Below are 19,590 nucleotides of genomic sequence, written 5' to 3' on the forward strand. Positions count from 1 at the left end.
ACAAGACTTATCGTAAAAAGCAACTAGAAAATGCCTATTTTCAATTCTTTTTTTCGATAACGAACAAACCGTATAAACTTGATACAACCATTCGCTTTTTCCGATATGTTTCAATTTATGAAGATCAGATTATTCGGTTAAGTCACAAAAAAAGTAGGAGCATATATGCTCCTACTTTACTATTTCATCTTTATCTACTATTGGAATATAAATTCGAAATATCGTCCCTTGGTGAACGACGCTTTCAGCATCTATTCTTCCCTTGTAATTCTCAACTAATTGTTTGGCTATTGATAACCCCAAACCATTCCCACCTTTATTGCGGGCTCTTGCTTTATCAACACGGTAAAAACGATTAAATATTTTCTCCAAATCTTCTTCTGGTATCCCTTCACCAAAATCTTGAATAGCAATTTCAAACTCATTCAATGTTTTCGAAATAGAAATATGAACTTCTTTGCGAGTTGTTGAATACTTAACTGCATTATCCAAAATAATAATCAAAAGTTGTTCAAAATGATTACGATAGATACCTAAAGTTACTTCATACAGCAAATCATCATCTAAAGTAATAACAAAATCTGGGTATAATATTTTAAAGTTATTAAACACTTGATATACGACTTGCTTAGCATTTGATGTATGATTTGAATATTGAACATCTACTTGTTCTGCACGTGATAGGTCCAACATTTCTTGAACCAGACTCTTCATACGAACAATCTCTTGCAAGCTGGCTTCTAAAGATTCGTCTAAAACTTCTGGATCCTCTTTTCCCCAACGATTCAATAAATTCAGATGCCCCTCAATAATCGCAACTGGGGTACGCAATTCATGAGAAACATCCTCCACAAACTGCTCTTGTTGTTCAATATAACGTCTCATACGGTCTAACATTTCATTGAAGATCTCTGCAAGATCAGCCAACTCATCATTGGAATGAATATCCGGCATATGAATATCTGATTGAGGATCTTTCCGAATAGTATCCATTGTGTCTCTTAATACTTTCAATGGTTTTAAAAAGTATGACGATAAAATAAATCCTAATATGCTACTTAAAATCAAGGAGATACCTTCTAGTACAAATAATGTTAACAACAAACGATTTCTAATATCGTAAAAAGAAGACAGCTCATAAAAAGCTTGTATATAACCAACCGTCTCCCTATTCTCTTTGGAATGGATTGGCTGAATCATCAAAAATCCTGTCTTATCATCTATAGTTTTGATTTCAGCTGACTGTTTTTCTTTTTTTAGCAACTGATTTTGTGCTTTCTGTGTTTCAAAAATTAGTGTCCCTTTCGTGTCATAAACAGACAAGAATAAGGCTGGTTGCCCTAACTCAGAAATCATACTATCCATTTCCATCAATGATCCTTCTACAGATATCTTTTTGTTATCTAGATCATTCTCATCCACACTTGGAGTTTTTAGTTTTTCATAGGCATCTGAAACCGTCAAATTTCCTTCTGCATTCGCTAATCGATTACCCACTTCAGCAACAGTTCTCTCTACATTTTCACGTTCTTTTTCAACGATTAGATTAACTGAAGATTTATAAGTAATTACTGCAAAAATAGTGAATACAACAAATATGAAGAAAGAACTTGCAGAAGCCCACTTGATGGTCAAGGAAGGCCCCTTCAGTTCTTTTTTTGTTGCTTTTTTCATTTTTATTGTCTTCACGAGCGCATCACGTAACCTGTTCCACGAACAGTTTGAATGTAGCTCTCCTCGCCTGGAACATCAATTTTGTTACGAAGATAACGGATATACACATCGACAACATTAGTTTCGACTTCTGTTTCGTAACCCCAGACTTTATTTAATAGTACGTCACGGGCTAGTACAACATTTACATTTTCCATTAATGTTAGAAGTAACTCATATTCACGTTTAGTCAATTCAATCATTTCTGAATTACGACGGACAACGCGGTTCTCTTTTTCGATTGTTAAATCACGATATGTAATCGTTGTTTGTTTCGCCACATTTTTATCACCTTCAATATCGATTCGGCGAAGTAACGCACGTAAACGTGCTAATAATTCTTCAATGGCAAATGGTTTAACAATGTAATCGTCTGCTCCATGATCTAAACCTGATACACGATCAATCACAGAATCACGTGCAGTCATCATAATAATTGGTGTGTTCTTCACTTGACGTACACGACGACAAACTTCAAGTCCATTCAATTCAGGCAACATCAAATCTAAAAGGATAGCATCCCAATCATTATTTAAAGCCGCTTCTAAACCAGTACGTCCATTGTAGTGAACCTCTGTAGTGTAACCCTCGTGTTTCAGCTCCAGCTCTACAAAACGTGCTAAGTTCTTTTCATCTTCAATAATTAGAATATTACTCATTGGTTATTTGTCCTTTCTCTTTAAAAGCTATCTTAAAGCCTACCCATTATACCCACTTTTAACTCAAAAAGCTAGCAACAACCTGTTTTCTCCTTAATAACAGACAGAAAACCATGAGAAATCTTTGAATCCCATGGTTTTCCAACTTATTATTCTTCGTTATACCAACTATAGTGGTAAGTGCCTTCTTTATCAGTACGTTGATACGTATGAGCACCAAAATAGTCTCTTTGAGCTTGAATCAGATTTGCTGGCAAACGTTCTGAACGGTAAGAATCATAGTAAGCTATCGCTGATGCAAAAGTTGGAACTGGAACACCCGCTTGAATAGCAATTGATACAACATCACGAACAGACTGTTGATATTTTTTAGTAATATCAATAAAGTATTCATCTAATAATAAGTTTTCGATTGTCGGATTTTTATCGTATGCATCTGTGATTTTTTGTAAAAATTGAGCACGGATGATACAGCCTGCACGCCAGATTTTAGCGATTTGACCAAATGGCAAGTCCCACTCGTAATCTTCTGATGCAACACGCAATTGAGCAAATCCTTGTGCATAACTCATAATTTTACTGAAATACAAAGCTTCACGAATTTTTTCGATTAATTCCTTTTTATCACCTTGATAAGCAGGAGTTTCAGGTTTAGCTAATACCTTACTTGCTTTTACGCGTTCATCTTTATACGCAGAGATATAACGTGCAAACACAGATTCCGTAATCAGCGGTAATGGTACACCTAAATCCAATGCACTTTGACTTGTCCACTTACCTGTTCCTTTATTTCCGGCAGCATCCATAATCACATCAACGATTGGTTTACCTGTCCCTTCATCGTCTTTTCGAGTTAAAATATCTGCTGTGATCTCTACAAGATAACTATCTAGTTCTCCTTGATTCCACTCTTTGAAAATCTCAGCCATCTCATCAACAGAAACGCCAAGAATATTTTTCATTAAGTCATACGACTCAGCAATCAGCTGCATGTCGCCATACTCGATACCGTTGTGTACCATCTTAACATAGTGACCGGCACCATTTGGGCCAATGTAAGTCACACAGGGTTCGCCATCTTCTGCTTTAGCTGAAATTTTTTCTAAAATTGGAGCAACTAATTCATACGCTTCTTTTTGTCCCCCAGGCATAATTGAAGGTCCTTTTAACGCACCTTCTTCACCACCTGAAACACCAGTACCGATGAAATTGATTCCTGAATTCGCTAATTCTTCGTTTCTACGAATCGTATCTTTAAAGAATGTATTCCCACCGTCAATCAAAATATCCCCTTTATCTAAATGAGGTAATAATTCCTGGATGGTCGCATCTGTCGCAAAACCAGCTTGCACCATCAACATAATACGGCGAGGTTTTTCGATAGAGTCTACAAACTCTTCAATAGTATAAGTCGCTTTAAAATTTTTATCTGGATGTTCTTCCACGACATCCGTTGTCTTTGAACCTGTACGATTAAATAGAGCAACTGAGTATCCTCTGCTTTCTATATTCAATGCCAGATTTTTTCCCATCACGGCCATTCCGACTACACCAAATTGTTGTTTTGTCATCTTGTATCCTCCCACTATCTTAGAAAAGAACTTCATTAGAACTTTCTTATAATCTACATCATTATAACGTAGAATGCTTGATATGAAAACAAAATAGTTCGAATAATTTTATTTATTCTTGTTTATTTTTTCGATTTTGGACAATTACAAAGAAATGTCGATTAAAATAGTTCTCGCTAACTAAAATAAATCCCCTAGGCTCCATGGTTAGCCTAGGGGATTTTAACATTTTCTAAAAAATGTTTTATGCTTCTTTAGAGATTACGTCTTTTCCATCGTAATGACCACATGCTGGACATACGTGATGGCTTTTTCTCATTTCACCACAATTTGAACATGCATTCAAACCTTTAATAGTTAATTTGTAATGAGTACGGCGTTTGCCCTTTTTAGCTTTTGAAGTTCTTCTAGCTGGTACTGCCATTGGTGTTCCACCTCCTTGTAAAGATGTGTGCATAAAATGCACGATATATTCCAATCTTACTAGTTATCGTCATCTTCAGTTGTTTCATTAAATAATTCAGATAATTTAGCAAGACGAGGATCCATTGTTTGTTGTGCTTCAACTTGTCTTTTCTGTTCATACTCTTCTTCTGACAGAACTTCCCAGTCATTGCCTTTTGGCATATCTTGACTTGTTTGTTCTTCTTCTGACAATACTTGAATCGGAATAGATAAAAGAATGTTATCTTCGACAGATTCATCTAAATCAATCGTTGGTTTTTCCAACAAAATAATTTCTTCATCTGCCAAACGTTCATCTCTTTGCTGATATTGTTCCGAAGTCATAAAAACCTCATCCACATCAATCGCAAGAGCAAGAGGAACAGGTGTTAAAGAACGTGAAGATGGCACTGTTACAATAACATCGATTCTATAGTGCAGCAAATACTCTTCTTTTCCTACTGTTAATATCCCAGTTGCTTTAACAGGACTAACATCTAGAATTAAATTGTCTCTTTTCAGTAAAGACTCTTTTAAATCAAGTGTCTCTGAAAATTCACATGGTTTGTCTTTGTATTTGTTTAGTTCCAGTAAAGACCATTTCATATTCATCACCTCATAACGCAACAAAAGCAATTATACAAGGGTTTGAAAGCTTTGTCAATGAAATTTTCTTGACAGTGTTTTCTTCTTTCAACTTTTTTCAAAGTCTTCTATTCTATTCTTGGTTTTTAATGGTAAAATAATGCAAAGGAGGAGTTAGTATGAAAGCTTTTGAGTTTAAAGACGTCTCTTTTATTCGGGATAAAAAGACGTTGTTAAATAACGTTAACTGGTCAGTCGGCACATCTGAAAACTGGGCTATTCTTGGTCTCAACGGAGCTGGGAAAACACTACTTTTACAGTTGATTTGTGGCTACTTATGGCCGTCAAAAGGACGCTTGGAAGTCTTAGATCAAGTATTCGGCCGAGCTTCAATACCAGAGCTACAGCGTCGAATCGGTTGTGTTAGCACAGCTTTACAGTATCGGATGAAAAATTGGGAGGTTGCTGAAAAAATTGTTCTTTCCGGAAAATTTGCTAGTATTGGAATCTATCAGCATTATACTGATAACGAACTAGAACAAGCAAAGAAAATCTTAAAAAATGCTGGTGGAGATTCTCTTATTGGGAAGAAATATGAAGTTTTATCCCAAGGAGAACGCCAACTAGTTTTGATTTCAAGAGCCTTAATGGCAAATCCAGAATTGTTGATTCTAGATGAACCTTGCAATGGTTTAGATTTATTTGCTCGAGAAAAACTCCTGTCTCAAATTCAGAACATCGCCAAGCAAAAAAATCATCCTACATTGCTCTATGTCACACATCACACCGAAGAGATCCTACCGTGTTTCAATCATTTAATGCTATTGAAAGATGGACAAATTTTTGCCAAAGGAACGCAAAAAGAATTATTTAATGAAGAAACATTTGCAGAGTTTTACTCAGAACCCATTCAAATCATCCCTTTAAAGGACGAACGATTTGCTGTTTATCCAAAGTAAATAATCGTCAAACAAAAAAGTTAGAGCGTTGCTCTAACTTTTTTGTTTATGATAAAACTTACTCAATACTCTCATCTTTTTCTTCAGCTTGTTTAAATGCCTCGATTGCCGCCAAAAATTTCTCACCATATTTATCTAATTTATTCTGGCCTACACCTTTTACTTGCAATAATTGAATAGAATTTTTAGGAAGTTTTTCGCACATTTCTTTCAAAGTGCTATCTGAAAAAATTAAGTATGGTGGCACCCCTGCCTCCTGAGCTAAATCCATTCGTAACGCTCTTAATGTTTCAAATAGTCCATCATTGACCGCGACTTTACGAACACGTTGATCTTCTTTCCTAAACACCGTCTGCTCCCCTAAAAGTACTTGAACCCCAGTAGGTGATACCGATAAGAGTGGATATTGTCCATCAGACGGATTTAAATATCTTTCAGCTGTCAAATAGTCAATCAGTTGATTTACTTCTTTTTGCGTCCGATCTTTCATCAATCCATAGGTAGGCAAACGATTAAAATGCCACTGATCGATTTTTTGGTCTTTTGAGCCAGTCAATACTTTGCCAACTAAACCCTTACCAAATTTTTCACCCATTCGTTTTACACACGATAAAACTTTTTGAACGTCAATTGTAATGTCTACTAACTCTCGCTCGTCCAAACAATTAGAACAACGGCCACAGTCATGCCCTTTTTCACCAAAATAGCGCAAAATAAATTTTTGCAGGCACATTTGGGCATTAGCATATTGGGACATCTCTCTCAATTTCATATACTCTTTTTGTTTATAGTCAATAGTCATTTCTGATTGATCGATAAAAAATTGCTGAATTTGAAGGTCTTGCGGCGCATAAAGTAAAACAGCGTCACTTGGAAGTCCATCGCGCCCGGCACGTCCAGCTTCTTGATAATAAGACTCTATATTTCCTGGAATTTGTGCATGGATGACAAAACGAACATTACTCTTATTTATTCCCATTCCAAACGCATTCGTCGCAACCATTACTTGTAGTTTATCGAATAAAAACTCTTCTTGGTTATGATTTCGTTCCTTCTCATTCATTCCGCCATGATACATACCTACCGCTATTTTTTTACTTTTAAGTAAATGATAGATACGCTCAACTTCTTTTCTAGTACTAGCATAAACAATACCAGACTGTCCTTGATTCAATTTCAAATATTCCAGCAGAAAGACATCACGATTTTGATCTTTAACAACTTGGAAGGATAGATTCTCTCGGGCAAAACCTGTTTGGATTTGATTCTCTTTCGGAATATGTAATTGTTTTAGGATATCTTCTGCTACTTGCGGTGTCGCTGTTGCAGTTAATGCAATCACGGCTGGCTGTTGTTGGAACTGTTCAATAATTTCAGCCAAACGCAGGTAACTTGGACGAAAATCATGTCCCCATTGTGAAATGCAATGTGCTTCATCTACCGCCAACAAATCGATTGGAACGTGCAACAACAATTGTTGAAAATCAAATGATTCTAAACGCTCAGGCGCTACATATAAAAGTTTCACTTCACGATTAACTGCCATCTGGACACGTTTATTCATTTCTTGCTGTGAAATTGTACTATTGATAAACGTAGCTGGGATTCCCATCATATTTAATGCATCAACTTGATCTTTCATCAGAGAGATCAAAGGCGAAATCACCAATGTTAAGTTCTCCAACATCAAGGCAGGCAATTGATAGCAAATTGATTTTCCACCGCCTGTCGGCATGATGCCTAAGACATTTTCTTTATGCAAAACATGATTGATAATATCTTCTTGACCTTGACGAAATTCGTCGTATCCAAATTTTTCTTTTAGTAAATCTTTAATGTCAATCATGAAATTCTCTCCGTTCTTTGCGTCTGGTTGTTATTTTAGCATGCGTTATAGTGCAATTCAAGGGAGTCTTCCCTTCTCTGTGAAACAATATACACTACGTGAAACATACTTGTTTTTCCTTCAAGATCCAAAAACCTTTATTTATCAGGGTTTATATAGTAATATACGCTTTTCCCTACATTTTTTATTACTAGTTATCCACAAAAAAAGGGGAACAAAACGTTTTAAGTCTTGTTCCACCTTTTTAACTTTTTTCTTTATTCAGCTACTTTTTTCTTTTTACTTGCTTTTTCACGTTCGTTTTTATTAAGAATTTGTTTTCTCAAACGAATGCTTTCTGGTGTTACTTCACAATATTCATCTTCATTTAAGAATTCTAAAGATTCTTCTAATGTAAGAATTTTTGCTTTTTTGATTACAGAAGTTTGGTCTTTATTGGCAGAACGAACGTTAGTCATTTGTTTTGCTCTTGTGATATTTACAGTCAAATCATTATCACGGTTGTTTTCACCGATAATCATTCCTTCGTAAACATCTGTTGTAGGCTCTACAAAAACTGTTCCACGCTCTTCAATACTCATAATACTGTAAGTTGTTGCTTTACCAGTATCGATTGAAACTAATGCACCTTGATGACGTCCGCCAATTGTTCCTTGAATCATAGGTAGATATTGATCAAATGTGTGGTGCATGATACCGTATCCGCGAGTCATTGATAAGAATTCAGTTGTATAACCGATCAAACCACGAGCTGGAGCTAAGAAGATCAAACGAATTTGACCATTACCTGTGTGGATCATATCTTGCATTTCGCCTTTACGTAGGCTTAATGATTCGATGACACTACCCATGTATTCTTCTGGAGTATCGATTTGAACACGTTCAAACGGTTCGCATTTTACCCCTTCGATTTCACGTTCAATAACTTCTGGACGAGAAACTTGTAATTCATAGCCTTCACGACGCATATTTTCAATCAAGATTGATAAATGTAATTCGCCACGACCAGATACTGTCCAAGAATCAGGACCGATTGGTTCTACACGTAGGGATACATCTGTTTGTAATTCTGACATTAAACGTTCTTCAATTTTACGAGAAGTAACAAATTTACCTTCACGACCAGCAAATGGAGAATTATTTACTAAGAATGTCATTTGTAATGTTGGTTCATCGATGTGTAAAATCGGCAAAGCTTCTTGATGTGCCACATCAGCAACTGTTTCACCAACGAAGATATCTTCCATACCAGAAACGGCAATTAAATCGCCGGCTTTGGCTTCATTGATTTCAACACGTTGTAAACCAAAGAAACCAAAGATTTTAGTAACACGGAAGTTTTTCACGCTACCATCTAATTTCATTAAGGCAACTTGATCGCCAACTTTCATCGTTCCACGGAAGACACGACCAATACCAATACGTCCTACATAATCATTATAGTCTAATAATGACACCTGGAATTGTAATGGTTCATCTGAATTGTCAACGGGTGCAGGTACGTGCTCAATAATTTGATCAAAAATTGGTGCCATTGTTGGTTCTTGATCTTCCGGGTTATCAGAATCGCTTGACGTTCCATTTAATGCAGAAGCGTAAACAACTGGGAAGTCCAATTGATCATCATCCGCACCTAATTCGATAAATAATTCTAAAACTTCATCAACAACATGTTCAGGACGTGCTGATGGTTTGTCAATTTTATTTACAACAACGATTGGTGTTACTTTTTGTTCCAATGCTTTTTTCAATACGAAACGTGTTTGAGGCATTGTTCCTTCGTATGCATCAACAACTAAAACGACACCATCTACCATTTTCATGATACGCTCTACTTCACCACCGAAGTCCGCATGTCCAGGTGTATCCAAGATGTTAATACGAGTGCCTTTGTAATCAACCGCTGTATTTTTAGCTAAAATCGTGATTCCACGTTCGCTTTCAATCGCGTTTGAATCCATCGCACGTTCTTGTAATTGTGTGTGTCCATCTAAAGTATCTGATTGTTTTAAAAGTTCATCTACTAGTGTTGTTTTACCGTGATCGACGTGGGCGATGATTGCCACGTTTCTAATATCTTCTCTGTATTTCAATGTAATTGCTCCTTATCCTTTTGCCTTACGTCACTTGTTCATTAAATCCGACTTTTTATTATACCAAATTTTTTTCATGAAATATAGTCTAAAGCTTTCAAAAGTTGTGAAAGCTTCATATTTTATTGCCTTTTTTTGAAAAAATAACACATTTACTGAAAAAAAGCAATATTTTCTTTCAAGAGAGTACCACATTTCTATAATACAGACAGGCTTTTTTTATTTTATATTTTGTGGTTCTATTTTTGAATAAAGTTTTCCAGAATTTCTGTATATGCTGTAGGAGTTGCTGCTAGAAAATATTCACGCTTAGTAAATGTTAATGGTTTTCCATCTATATTAGAGTACTTGAATCCAAATTCATCAAGTAAAACCAAACCTGCTGCATAATCCCACGGGCTTAGATTGGAAATATAGCCGATATGATTACCTTTAAGCATTGCAATCAGTTCCACTCCAGCACAACCGCTAACTCTGATGCCCATACTTGTATGTCCTATTTCTCCAGCAGAATGAATATTTTTTCCATACATATACGCATTCATTCCCAGTAATCCCTTTGATAACTGAACATCATTTGGTTGTGTCAGCTTTTGATCGTTAAGAAACACACCGCGGTTTTTCCCGCCCCAATACAATTCCTCTTTCATCACATCATAAATAAAACCTAATTGCCCGATACCTTCTTCAAAAAAAGCAAGCATAATACAAAAATTTTCCTGCTCCATTACAAAATTCATCGTACCATCGATTGGGTCAATGATCCAAATTCGACCAGCTAAAGAATCAATAGCATCAAACCCTTTTTCTTCAGCTAAAATCCGATCATTCGGATAGGTTTGCTTGATTTTTTTGATAAGAAATGATTGCGTTTCTTCATCGATATTTGTAACTAAGTCAGTTCTGCCTGACTTTTGAGAAACTTTAAATTCATTAGTCAAACTCACACGAATGTAGCCTGCTGCTTCTTTTAACCATTCTTTGATTTCAACGATCATTTTTTCATTTGTCATTTTAATCAGCTCCTAGCTTCAATCTACCTACCTCTTGTTTTTTTGCTTGTTGAAGTGTTCGATATAAAGAATACCCAGATACTTTTTGAAATTCATTCCCTAAACGCTTTTCTTCACCGATGCTTTTAACTACGGTTTTAAATTCTTTATACGTATTCAAAAACACTTTAGTATCAATTCCAGTTTCATTTGCTTGTTCTACTGCTGACCAAAGATTGGTTACGCTCACCATTTCATCCGTTGTCCAGTCTAAATCTAAAGGATATTGATAATCTTTCATGCCTTCACCTCATCTTATAGTTTGTCACAAGCTAAGAAAACTATTGACATAGCCTGTCATTTCTTATTCTTATTTTGCCAGTTTGTCAAAATCGGTAAAAATAAAACACCTTTTTCTATTTCTACTTTTTGAGCTGAGTAAATCCCAGCATTTCCTGAGCACATGTAGCTCATCAAACAAATCATAAAGAAAAATAATGCTGCTTCACTTCCAAATAATTCAATGCCCATGATAAAACAAGCAATTGGCGTATTCGTAGCTCCGGAAAAAACACCTATAAAACCTAATCCAGCTAAAAATGGAATTGATAAATGCAGAATCGATGCCAAACTGCTACCTAATGTCGCACCAATTTCAAATAATGGTGTCACCTCACCACCTTGGAAACCTGCACCTAGTGACAACACTGTGAAAAAAAGCTTTCCAAGAAAATCAAACCAGTGATTATCTCCACTAAATGCCTCCTTTAGTAGCGGTAGGCTTAATCCTAAATAGCGCTGAGTCTGTAGAATAAAAACTGCAGCTACTACCACTACTCCTCCAATAAAATTTCTCAAAACAACATTTCTAAACCAAGTTGCGTATATTTTTTTGATTAAAACAATGGAGCGGCTAAAAAGCCAGCCAACTAAACCAAAACACACACCTGCAATCATCAACTTAATGAAGATCAGTAATGACCAACTAGGTACTTGTCCCATACTATAGTGTGTATGCGTTATACCAAATGATTCAGTAACAAAATTTGCAAAAAAAGCTGCAAAAAAACTCGGAAATACCCCATCAGATCGTAAACGTCCAATTACCAAGACCTCTAATCCAAAAATGGTACCTGCCAAAGGAGTACCAAAAACAGAGCTAAATCCTGCGCTGATTCCACTTATAATAACAATTTCTCGTTCAACTTTATCTAATCGAAAAAGGTGCCCAACAGCGTTTGCTACTGTCCCTCCCATTTGAACAGCTGTCCCTTCTCTACCCACAGAGCCGCCAAATAAATGCGTTGTGATTGTTCCAAATAAAGTCAGTGGAATAAGCCGTAACGGAATGTTTTCCTTTTCACCATTAGCCTGATCAATCACAAGATTATTCCCCCGAATCGCATTTGCACCGTATTTCTTGTAAAGAAAAGCAAAAATAGCCCCACTGATCGGCAGAAGAAATAAAAGCCATGGATTCTCTAGTCTAATTTGGGTCACTTTATCTAAACTTTTTAGGAAAAAAGCTGACAACATCCCCATTATTAAACCTATCAAGGCAGTAATCGTCAACCACTTGACCATATAAAGGCTAATTTTTATCGGCATATTGATTTCACTTTTCATTTGGTCATCTCCTTATAAATACATCAACTACTCTATGATACCACTTCTTAAATCCACGCTGTTAAATTATAGCAATTTTTGTTAAAAGAAACGAGAAATAAATAATCTATCTCTTGTGACCAGCCTGTAAAGTTTTATTCAAAATAAAAAAGAATCTACCTTTAAAAATCACTTGCAAATGCCCGATATTGTGCTACTATAAATAGGAAATTTTGAATTGCTTTACTATCTGTTTACCAGTAAACTTGATCGTTGATTTTGTTAGAACTGTAGAGAAAATCTACCAACGGATTGTTCTCTCATAATGAAAGGATGTTTTCATTGAAAGAATTAACACATGGTAATCCTGCAAAACTAATTTTTTTCTTCACGATCCCGCTATTGATCGGCAATATTTTCCAACAATTCTATAATATGGCCGATATGATAATCGTTGGTCAAACTTTAGGGAAAGATGCTCTAGCAGCTGTAGGTTCAACGGGAAGTATTACTTTTTTGATCATTGGCTTTGCCCAAGGTTTGACAGCAGGACTGTCCATCTTAACATCACAGCGGTTTGGTGCACAAGATTATCGAGGAGTTAAAAAAAGTTTTGCCACAGGAATCATCATCAGTGCCATCGTAACAATCATTTTAACTGCATTGAGCTTGATTTTTGTTCGTCCGATGCTACAGATTATGCAAACCCCACAAGAAATCATCGATGATGCTCAAACCTTTATTTCTATTATATTTATTGGAATCTTTGCTGCAATGGCTTTCAATCTATTATCAAATGTGATTCGAGCTCTAGGAGATAGTCGAACCCCTCTATTGTTTTTAATTATTGCCAGTGTTATCAATGTTGGACTGGACTTGATTTTGATCCTTAATTTTCATATGGGTGTAGCTGGAGCTGGTATTGCAACAATCACAGCTCAAATTATATCCAGTCTTCTATGCGTGGGCTATATTCGTTGGAAAATTCCTAACCTTCAATTACGTAAAAAAGATTTTTCCATTGACAAACGAGAGTTTCAAGCTCATTTGAATATTGCTTTACCAATGGCTTTTCAATCGTCAATCATTGCGATCGGTGCGATTATTTTACAAGCAGCATTAAACAGTTTAGGTACGGATGTTGTAGCAGCTCAAGCAGCTTCAGGAAAAATCGAACAGTTCGCGACTCAGCCAATGATGTCGTTTGGGATTGCAATGGCAACATTTACCGCCCAAAACTATGGCGCAAAAAAATATAAACGAATTTTACAAGGCGTAAACCAATGCCTTGCAATGAGTATTGGGTTCAGTCTTTTGGCTGGTGGAATCGTGATACTCTTTGGACAGAACTTAGTTACTCTTTTTATCAGCGGAAAAGAAACTGAAGTGCTCAACCTTTCTCAGATTTATTTTAATATCAATGGTAGCATGTATTGGCTGTTAGCAATTCTATTTATTATTCGTTATACGTTACAAGGTCTTGGACAAAGCGTGATTCCAACCTTAGCAGGGATCATGGAGCTGATCATGCGTTCTTTTGCTGCAATTATTTTAACTGCGTCTTTAGGCTTTGCCGGCGCTGCTTTAGCCTCTCCACTTGCTTGGGCTGGCTCTGTAGTTGTGCTACTGGCCTCTTATCTAAAGGCAATCAAACGTTTAAAGAAATTAGAGTATGAACAAACAATTGTTAGCCAATAATTTACGTACTAAAAAACGCTTGACTCTCTATTTGAGAATCAGGCGTTTTTTTATATGGATTGTTTTCTCGGGAAAAATTGACGCCATTTCGCTTTTACTGAGTTCGTCATCGGCTCAGATGCTTCTTTGACCGCACAATATTTATCCACCATGGTAACAATATAGCTCTCTTTGTACTTCGGCGGTGCAATTGTAGCACCCCACATATGTTTGATGATGATATCACGTTCTAAATCTGAAAGTTCGGTTAACTTCTCAGCATTTTTCACTGCAATTCTAGGATGCATATAAGCATGAGATCCTTCATCGAACTTCGTCGTACGCCAATCATAGTAAAACAAATCATGTAAAAGTCCAGCACGAGCTGTTGCTCTAGCATCACCATTCCATTTTTTAGCTAGTTTATAACTATAGTAAGAAACGCTGATTGAATGATCTAAACGAGTTGAGTGAACATGCTGCGTATAATTTCCTAAACGCTGTACTTCTTCCGTTTCCAATAAATCTTCAACATAAGACATATATTCTTGATCTTCACGCCATTTTTCAGTCATTAATTCTGGTTCCACCTTTTTAGAGACTTAAAATTTCTATTTTTACTGAGTTTAAGAAAAAGTCTTTTTTTAACTTGATGAAAGTATAGCACCTTGATTTTACAAATGCTAGGATTTTTGAATTCCGTAACCAAACTTTAACATTTACTTTATAAATATTCTTTTTCTTCCTTACAATTGTTATATCATATTACCAAAATAATATAAAAATTAACGTTCAAAAAAACAAATCAATGCATTCTACCAATATGTCTATAGCAGGCAGGAAAAAATTGCCTGAAATGAATGAGATAAAAGAAAATTTGTTCTTTGTGCCTAGCATCATTTTCCTGTTAAGTATCGGTTTTATTTAATGAAGAAAAAAATTATTTGACTTTTAATTGCACTCAAACATCTACAAAAGCCTTAGAAAAAATGTTGATGCTTTCTAAAGCTTTTGAAAATCTGTATTCACATTTTAATAAATTGATCCTTTTCATAGTTACTTTTCATTCTGTTGTTTTGCAAATTCAGCTTTGATTTCTATAAATGATTGAAACACTTGCAAAAATTGAAAAAGTTGAGCTCGGTTTTCAAACTCTATTCTGGTCTTTGGTAATTCTTTTTTCCTGTAAGCTTCGTACACTAAAGCGATTCTGTCCAATATCTCTTGTCCATCATTATTTTCAGCAAAAGTTTCCGCAGTATATTGTAATAACTCTTGAATGTTGTTCACTTGTTCTGGTTCAACTGTGATGTTCTCCAATATCCGTAACATATCTTTCAAGCTATTACTTTGCAATCGCCGCATCGTAAAATATTCGATATAATAATGATTTGAAGACATCAATTGATTCTCTGCATGATTTTTCGCCCAATTTTCACCCGTTCGGATGAAGTTCTTTAAATCATTACATTTTTCAAACAAATTTCTTTCTTTCACATGCTGATTTAAATACGCTGCCATATTATTCAGAATTTTACGAAACATCGTTTCAATAATTTCTTGGTCTTCTTTTAAGCGTTTTTCTGTATCCGGCATATACAAATTCATGAGTAAGGCAAATCCAACCCCTATTGTCATTAATAAAAACTCATTTCCAATAATCCCCCAAGATAAATCTTGTTCTACTAGGTATTGAGTTACTAAAACGGAACTAACTACGATCCCATCTGAAAGCTTAAAATACACCGCCGCTGGGATAAATAACAGTAAATAGACCCCGAAAGCAAGTGCATTAAATCCTAGAATAGAAAAACATAGGTAGGCAATAACAGTAGCTAGGGCTAAAGAAAGTAACCGGTAAAATCCTGTTAATAAAGAAGTTTTCTTTGTGTTAGTCACACTCAACACAGAAATAATACCTGCTGACGCAGGATATAATAACCCAAAACTTCCCGCAACCATCATTGACAAGGTCGCACTCACTGCGGTCTTGATTGTTCGTAATCCAATTTTCATTTGACTGCTCCTCACAAAATGATTAATCTTTTGTTTTATTACTAGTAATTTTACCTCTATTTCGGTTATCATTAAATAGAAAACTGATTAAATGTTGATTATAGGAGAGAAAGCTCATGGAAGTCGGTCCTTTTCGCTTAGGTATGCGTACATTGAAAACAGCTCTAGCTGTGATGCTTTGTATTATTTTGTTTAAAGTATTCGATCGTGGAGCACCTATGATTGCTGCTCTAGCAGCTGTCTTTTCTTTGCGGCAAGATTTAACGACAAGCCTTACCTTTGGTAAATCAAGAATACTTGGCAATACTCTAGGTGGCGGTTTAGCAATTGTCTATTTTTTAGTCAAAGATCTTTTTTCCAATGATTTTTTAGTTGAATTATTCTTATTGCCTTTTTTAGTGATTGTGGTCATTGTCATTTCTGACGGCATGAACAATAATTCTGGAATCATCTCTGCAATTGCGACATTATTATTGATTTCATTGAGTATTCCACAAGGTGAATCGGTTTATTTTGCTTTATCCAGAGTGATTGATACGTTTATTGGCACATTTATTGGCATCGGATTGAATTTCTTTATCAAGCCAAAACCAGTTGAAGAAAAACATGAAATCGAAGAAGATATGGCAGAACTTGCGAGAAAAGAAAAAGAATTAGAAGTTCTTAAACAAAAAATACAAGCGACTATAGAGAATCAAAGCAAGAATAAATAAGTGATTGCAACAAGAGGTTTTTAGGAGATGGCAATGTCTCTAGCACACAGGACATCCTCTTTGATTCAATAGCCAAAACATCACGTTTACTTTTATTGATAAGGTCTGATTCAAACGGATGCGTCATTTCATCTTGAAGTATTTGTTCAAATAAGAAACCAAAGCTATCTTTTAGAGCGTTTTATACGCCACCAACTTTTCTAAGTTTTAGCTTTCTAGAATGGTCTTTGCTAATTCAACGGTTTTTAGGAACTCTTTTCTTACTTCAACTAGCCTTGCTTCCTTTCACATCTATTTTACCTGAATTTCCTCTACACGAAAAAAACTGTGTAAGTAGCTTTTCTAGAATTCGCTACTTACACAGTTTATTTTACTCCTGTTTTATATAAAAACTTCATATCTTTAATCAACCATTCTAGTTAATTATTTCCTTCTTGGCTAGAATTTCATTTCATTTTTCTTATTATTCTTTCAGCCTCCCTTTCTCCTGAACGCACAGCTCCTTCAAAATATCCATTCCATATTGTTGCCGTTTCGGTTCCTGCCCAGTGAATCCCGTCAACCTCTTGTCTAATAAATTCACCATATTTCAAGAAACCACAAGGTATAAAATGACTCGTAAAACAACCATTTGTGAAGACCTCTTTATTCCAGTCCTGTGTTAAGAAATATTTTGGCTTTCTAGCTGCTTCTCCATATAATTTTACTAGTTCTTTTATTAACAACTGCTTTCTTTCTTCTTCTGGTAGTTTGTTTAATCGAATAGAGTCAACACCATAAACGAAAAACGTTAGAATCCCTTCCTGAGCATTCTCATTAGAATTATCAATAGACTCCATGATCCAGCCGTTACTCATATTAAATTGACCAGATAGACCTTTTTCTCGCCAGAAAGGTTTATCATAGACTGCATGATACTTTGAAGCACTTCCAGGTAAATAGTTTTGCAACATTTTTTTCTTCATAATTGGTAATTCTGGGGTAAAAGTAATCGTTGCATTCACAACGCTTGGAGGTAATGCTATCAATACAAATTTACTTTTATAGCTCTTCCCATTTTCTGTTTTGACAATATATTCATCAGCTACTTTTGTTATAAAACGAACATTTTGGTTGAGCTTCAAACTTGTGCCATAATCTTTAGCCATTTTATTTGCTAATGCTTGAGGCCCACCAACAATGCGATCTTGCTGAGCTCCTCCTTTTGTTTCTAAAAGAATCTCAGTTCCTTGACCTGAAGCAATGTAATAAAGCATTTGAAAAAGCGAAATTTCTCCTGCATCCGACGCCAGTAAGCCACCAGCTAAAATTCTACCTAAAAATTCTGCCACTTCTTCATTCTCTGTTTGGGTATTTAACCATGTATCAAATGTAATTCTATCTTGATAATCGATATCTCGACTATTTTGAGGTTCCTCTAAATTAACATTCTTTGCTAAATCATCAATAATAGTAAGCAAAGACTTCATTTCGTCTGACATTTGATCATGCATGGCATTATAGTAAGAATATTGCCCTTTCCCAAAAAGCTGTGTTGAGAAAGTTTTCATTCCATATTTCTCTACTAATTCATACATACGGTCTTGTGTTGGCCCAATCCACTGTCCGCCTAAATCAATTTGGATATCTTCATCAAGCCATTTTGTTTCTGTACGCCCTCCAACTCGATCTCTGGCTTCTAAAATACAGGTTTTTATCCCTTTTTCTTTTAGTGCTAAACCGGCGGATATACCTGCAAATCCTGCACCTACAATTATTACGTCATAGTTATTATTTTTCATATAACGACCTCCTTCTAATGTTTAAATAAAGTATAAACGTTAGAACGGTTCTAAGGTCAACCCTTTTCTATTCTCACTTGAATTTCGGTCAAATATTCTTTCTTGTCATTTGTTTCATGAAAATCAATTAAGTAAAATTCATAAAATGGCGGAATAGCACGATAATGTATATTCCTTAGCTCTGTTAGTATCTCCTCAATGTATTTTCCCGTGTTCTCATAAATCCCTTGATAATAATAGGAAGCATAAGTTCCTTTTTCTAGAGTAGAGTGGTCTAGTTGGTTACTCATCAATGTTCCAGCTAAAATAAATACTCCGTTATATTTAAGTTGGGATGAATGCCAGTCAATTATTCCTCCCACATGATTAACTTGATACAATTCAGAGAGATCTAGAAGTTCTCCATATAATTTTCTCATTTCTTTTTCAAAACTGGCTTCATCTGTAAATTCAGTAAGACGCTGAAATACACGTCGTTCCTTTAATTCCTTAATGGTTAATTGATTCAACTGATTTTCGACAGTTTTAAGTTGTTCCATACTTTCTATTCGGGAGTTGACTCCAGATAATTTCTTTTTTAACAAAAGAATCTCCGCTTCCAAAACTTTAGCTTTTTCTTGAAGTAGATGCGCAGTATTTTCCACCGTCCGATTTGTTAAATAGGACTGAATTGTTTTTAAAGGAACCTTCAATTCTTTTAAATCACGAATAATATTTAAATTATAGATATCTCTTTCAGAAAACAATCGATAATTATTTTCTTCTCTTTCTGGTTGGATTAGGTTTAATTTTTCGTAATGTCGAATTGTGTGAGTGGAAATACCATACATTTTTGCAATTTCTTTTATTGTAAAATAAGCTTTTACCATGATTTTACTCACCCCTTTACTGCTGTAGTGGATACTAACTAAGCAATTTTTTTATATTTTTCAGTTT

The 19,590-nt window shown here is 35.4% G+C and carries 17 protein-coding genes; 3 read left to right on the forward strand and 14 right to left on the reverse strand.

What is annotated here, in order from left to right; genetic code table 11:
• Positions 1-171 precede the first annotated feature (171 nt).
• From AC4BB5_RS10910 to AC4BB5_RS10930, 5 genes are all read right to left on the reverse strand, one after another.
• Positions 172-1,674: a HAMP domain-containing sensor histidine kinase gene (locus AC4BB5_RS10910; RefSeq protein ID WP_490456162.1), complete on the reverse strand. Its 1,503-nt coding sequence runs from the start codon at positions 1,672-1,674 to the stop codon at positions 172-174.
• A gap of 11 nt (positions 1,675-1,685) precedes the next feature.
• The gene (locus AC4BB5_RS10915) at positions 1,686-2,372 is read right to left on the reverse strand and encodes a response regulator transcription factor (RefSeq protein WP_010765234.1); all 687 of its coding nucleotides are present in this window, start codon (positions 2,370-2,372) and stop codon (positions 1,686-1,688) included.
• 149 nt (positions 2,373-2,521) lie between these two features.
• Positions 2,522-3,943, reverse strand: coding sequence for an NADP-dependent phosphogluconate dehydrogenase (gene gnd, locus AC4BB5_RS10920; RefSeq protein WP_490456163.1), 1,422 nt, complete (start codon positions 3,941-3,943; stop codon positions 2,522-2,524).
• A 244-nt stretch (positions 3,944-4,187) separates the two neighbouring features.
• Positions 4,188-4,367 (reverse strand): 50S ribosomal protein L32, encoded by a 180-nt coding sequence (gene rpmF / locus AC4BB5_RS10925; protein WP_010763436.1) that lies wholly within the window; start codon positions 4,365-4,367, stop codon positions 4,188-4,190.
• A 59-nt stretch (positions 4,368-4,426) separates the two neighbouring features.
• Positions 4,427-4,993, reverse strand: a complete 567-nt coding sequence (locus tag AC4BB5_RS10930; RefSeq protein ID WP_490456164.1) for a YceD family protein — start codon at positions 4,991-4,993, stop codon at positions 4,427-4,429.
• 158 nt (positions 4,994-5,151) lie between these two features.
• On the opposite strand from AC4BB5_RS10930, the gene AC4BB5_RS10935 reads away from it, so the two are divergent.
• Positions 5,152-5,931, forward strand: coding sequence for an ABC transporter ATP-binding protein (locus AC4BB5_RS10935; protein WP_490456165.1), 780 nt, complete (start codon positions 5,152-5,154; stop codon positions 5,929-5,931).
• A gap of 58 nt (positions 5,932-5,989) precedes the next feature.
• Here AC4BB5_RS10935 and recQ read toward each other — a convergent pair whose 3' ends face one another.
• The 5 genes from recQ to AC4BB5_RS10960 all read right to left on the reverse strand — a co-directional run bounded on the left by recQ (position 5,990) and on the right by AC4BB5_RS10960 (position 12,488).
• Complete coding sequence (gene recQ / locus AC4BB5_RS10940; protein WP_490456166.1) at positions 5,990-7,777, reverse strand: DNA helicase RecQ; 1,788 nt, start codon at positions 7,775-7,777, stop codon at positions 5,990-5,992.
• Positions 7,778-8,034: 257 nt separating this feature from the next.
• Complete coding sequence (gene typA / locus AC4BB5_RS10945) at positions 8,035-9,870, reverse strand: translational GTPase TypA (protein ID WP_490456167.1); 1,836 nt, start codon at positions 9,868-9,870, stop codon at positions 8,035-8,037.
• Between the two features lie 239 nt (positions 9,871-10,109).
• Positions 10,110-10,883, reverse strand: coding sequence for an inositol monophosphatase family protein (locus tag AC4BB5_RS10950; RefSeq protein WP_490456168.1), 774 nt, complete (start codon positions 10,881-10,883; stop codon positions 10,110-10,112).
• Between the two features lies 1 nt (position 10,884).
• A complete protein-coding gene (locus AC4BB5_RS10955) occupies positions 10,885-11,163 on the reverse strand; it encodes a UPF0223 family protein (RefSeq protein ID WP_490456169.1) in 279 nt (92 codons plus the stop codon).
• Positions 11,164-11,219: 56 nt separating this feature from the next.
• The gene (locus AC4BB5_RS10960) at positions 11,220-12,488 is read right to left on the reverse strand and encodes a voltage-gated chloride channel family protein (RefSeq protein WP_490456170.1); all 1,269 of its coding nucleotides are present in this window, start codon (positions 12,486-12,488) and stop codon (positions 11,220-11,222) included.
• Positions 12,489-12,809: 321 nt separating this feature from the next.
• Here AC4BB5_RS10960 and AC4BB5_RS10965 point away from each other — a divergent pair, with 321 nt between their 5' ends.
• Entirely contained in the window at positions 12,810-14,165 is a 1,356-nt protein-coding gene (locus AC4BB5_RS10965) for an MATE family efflux transporter (protein ID WP_490456171.1), read from the forward strand.
• 50 nt (positions 14,166-14,215) lie between these two features.
• Here AC4BB5_RS10965 and AC4BB5_RS10970 read toward each other — a convergent pair whose 3' ends face one another.
• Together AC4BB5_RS10970 and AC4BB5_RS10975 are read right to left on the reverse strand one after the other, a co-directional pair.
• Positions 14,216-14,719, reverse strand: a complete 504-nt coding sequence (locus tag AC4BB5_RS10970) for an HD domain-containing protein (protein ID WP_086313437.1) — start codon at positions 14,717-14,719, stop codon at positions 14,216-14,218.
• 481 nt (positions 14,720-15,200) lie between these two features.
• Complete coding sequence (locus AC4BB5_RS10975) at positions 15,201-16,160, reverse strand: aromatic acid exporter family protein (protein ID WP_490456172.1); 960 nt, start codon at positions 16,158-16,160, stop codon at positions 15,201-15,203.
• Between the two features lie 116 nt (positions 16,161-16,276).
• Between AC4BB5_RS10975 and AC4BB5_RS10980 the strand changes: the two genes are divergently transcribed.
• Entirely contained in the window at positions 16,277-16,873 is a 597-nt protein-coding gene (locus tag AC4BB5_RS10980; protein ID WP_490456173.1) for an FUSC family protein, read from the forward strand.
• A 446-nt stretch (positions 16,874-17,319) separates the two neighbouring features.
• Here AC4BB5_RS10980 and AC4BB5_RS10985 read toward each other — a convergent pair whose 3' ends face one another.
• Together AC4BB5_RS10985 and AC4BB5_RS10990 are read right to left on the reverse strand one after the other, a co-directional pair.
• The gene (locus tag AC4BB5_RS10985) at positions 17,320-18,654 is read right to left on the reverse strand and encodes a flavin monoamine oxidase family protein (RefSeq protein WP_490456174.1); all 1,335 of its coding nucleotides are present in this window, start codon (positions 18,652-18,654) and stop codon (positions 17,320-17,322) included.
• A gap of 56 nt (positions 18,655-18,710) precedes the next feature.
• Positions 18,711-19,523 (reverse strand): MerR family transcriptional regulator, encoded by an 813-nt coding sequence (locus AC4BB5_RS10990; RefSeq protein ID WP_490456175.1) that lies wholly within the window; start codon positions 19,521-19,523, stop codon positions 18,711-18,713.
• Between the last annotated feature and the right edge of the window lie 67 nt (positions 19,524-19,590).

Source organism: Enterococcus sp. AMC1252 (assembly GCF_058216515.1).

Coding starts and splice junctions, on each gene's coding strand:
- AC4BB5_RS10910 (WP_490456162.1), bottom strand. CDS start 1,674: ATGAAAAAAGCAACAAAAAAAGAACTGAAGGGGCCTTCCTTGACCATC.
- AC4BB5_RS10915 (WP_010765234.1), bottom strand. CDS start 2,372: ATGAGTAATATTCTAATTATTGAAGATGAAAAGAACTTAGCACGTTTT.
- gnd (WP_490456163.1), bottom strand. CDS start 3,943: ATGACAAAACAACAATTTGGTGTAGTCGGAATGGCCGTGATGGGAAAA.
- rpmF (WP_010763436.1), bottom strand. CDS start 4,367: ATGGCAGTACCAGCTAGAAGAACTTCAAAAGCTAAAAAGGGCAAACGC.
- AC4BB5_RS10930 (WP_490456164.1), bottom strand. CDS start 4,993: ATGAAATGGTCTTTACTGGAACTAAACAAATACAAAGACAAACCATGT.
- AC4BB5_RS10935 (WP_490456165.1), top strand. CDS start 5,152: ATGAAAGCTTTTGAGTTTAAAGACGTCTCTTTTATTCGGGATAAAAAG.
- recQ (WP_490456166.1), bottom strand. CDS start 7,777: ATGATTGACATTAAAGATTTACTAAAAGAAAAATTTGGATACGACGAA.
- AC4BB5_RS10950 (WP_490456168.1), bottom strand. CDS start 10,883: ATGACAAATGAAAAAATGATCGTTGAAATCAAAGAATGGTTAAAAGAA.
- AC4BB5_RS10955 (WP_490456169.1), bottom strand. CDS start 11,163: ATGAAAGATTATCAATATCCTTTAGATTTAGACTGGACAACGGATGAA.
- AC4BB5_RS10960 (WP_490456170.1), bottom strand. CDS start 12,488: ATGAAAAGTGAAATCAATATGCCGATAAAAATTAGCCTTTATATGGTC.
- AC4BB5_RS10970 (WP_086313437.1), bottom strand. CDS start 14,719: ATGACTGAAAAATGGCGTGAAGATCAAGAATATATGTCTTATGTTGAA.
- AC4BB5_RS10975 (WP_490456172.1), bottom strand. CDS start 16,160: ATGAAAATTGGATTACGAACAATCAAGACCGCAGTGAGTGCGACCTTG.
- AC4BB5_RS10980 (WP_490456173.1), top strand. CDS start 16,277: ATGGAAGTCGGTCCTTTTCGCTTAGGTATGCGTACATTGAAAACAGCT.
- AC4BB5_RS10985 (WP_490456174.1), bottom strand. CDS start 18,654: ATGAAAAATAATAACTATGACGTAATAATTGTAGGTGCAGGATTTGCA.
- AC4BB5_RS10990 (WP_490456175.1), bottom strand. CDS start 19,523: ATGGTAAAAGCTTATTTTACAATAAAAGAAATTGCAAAAATGTATGGT.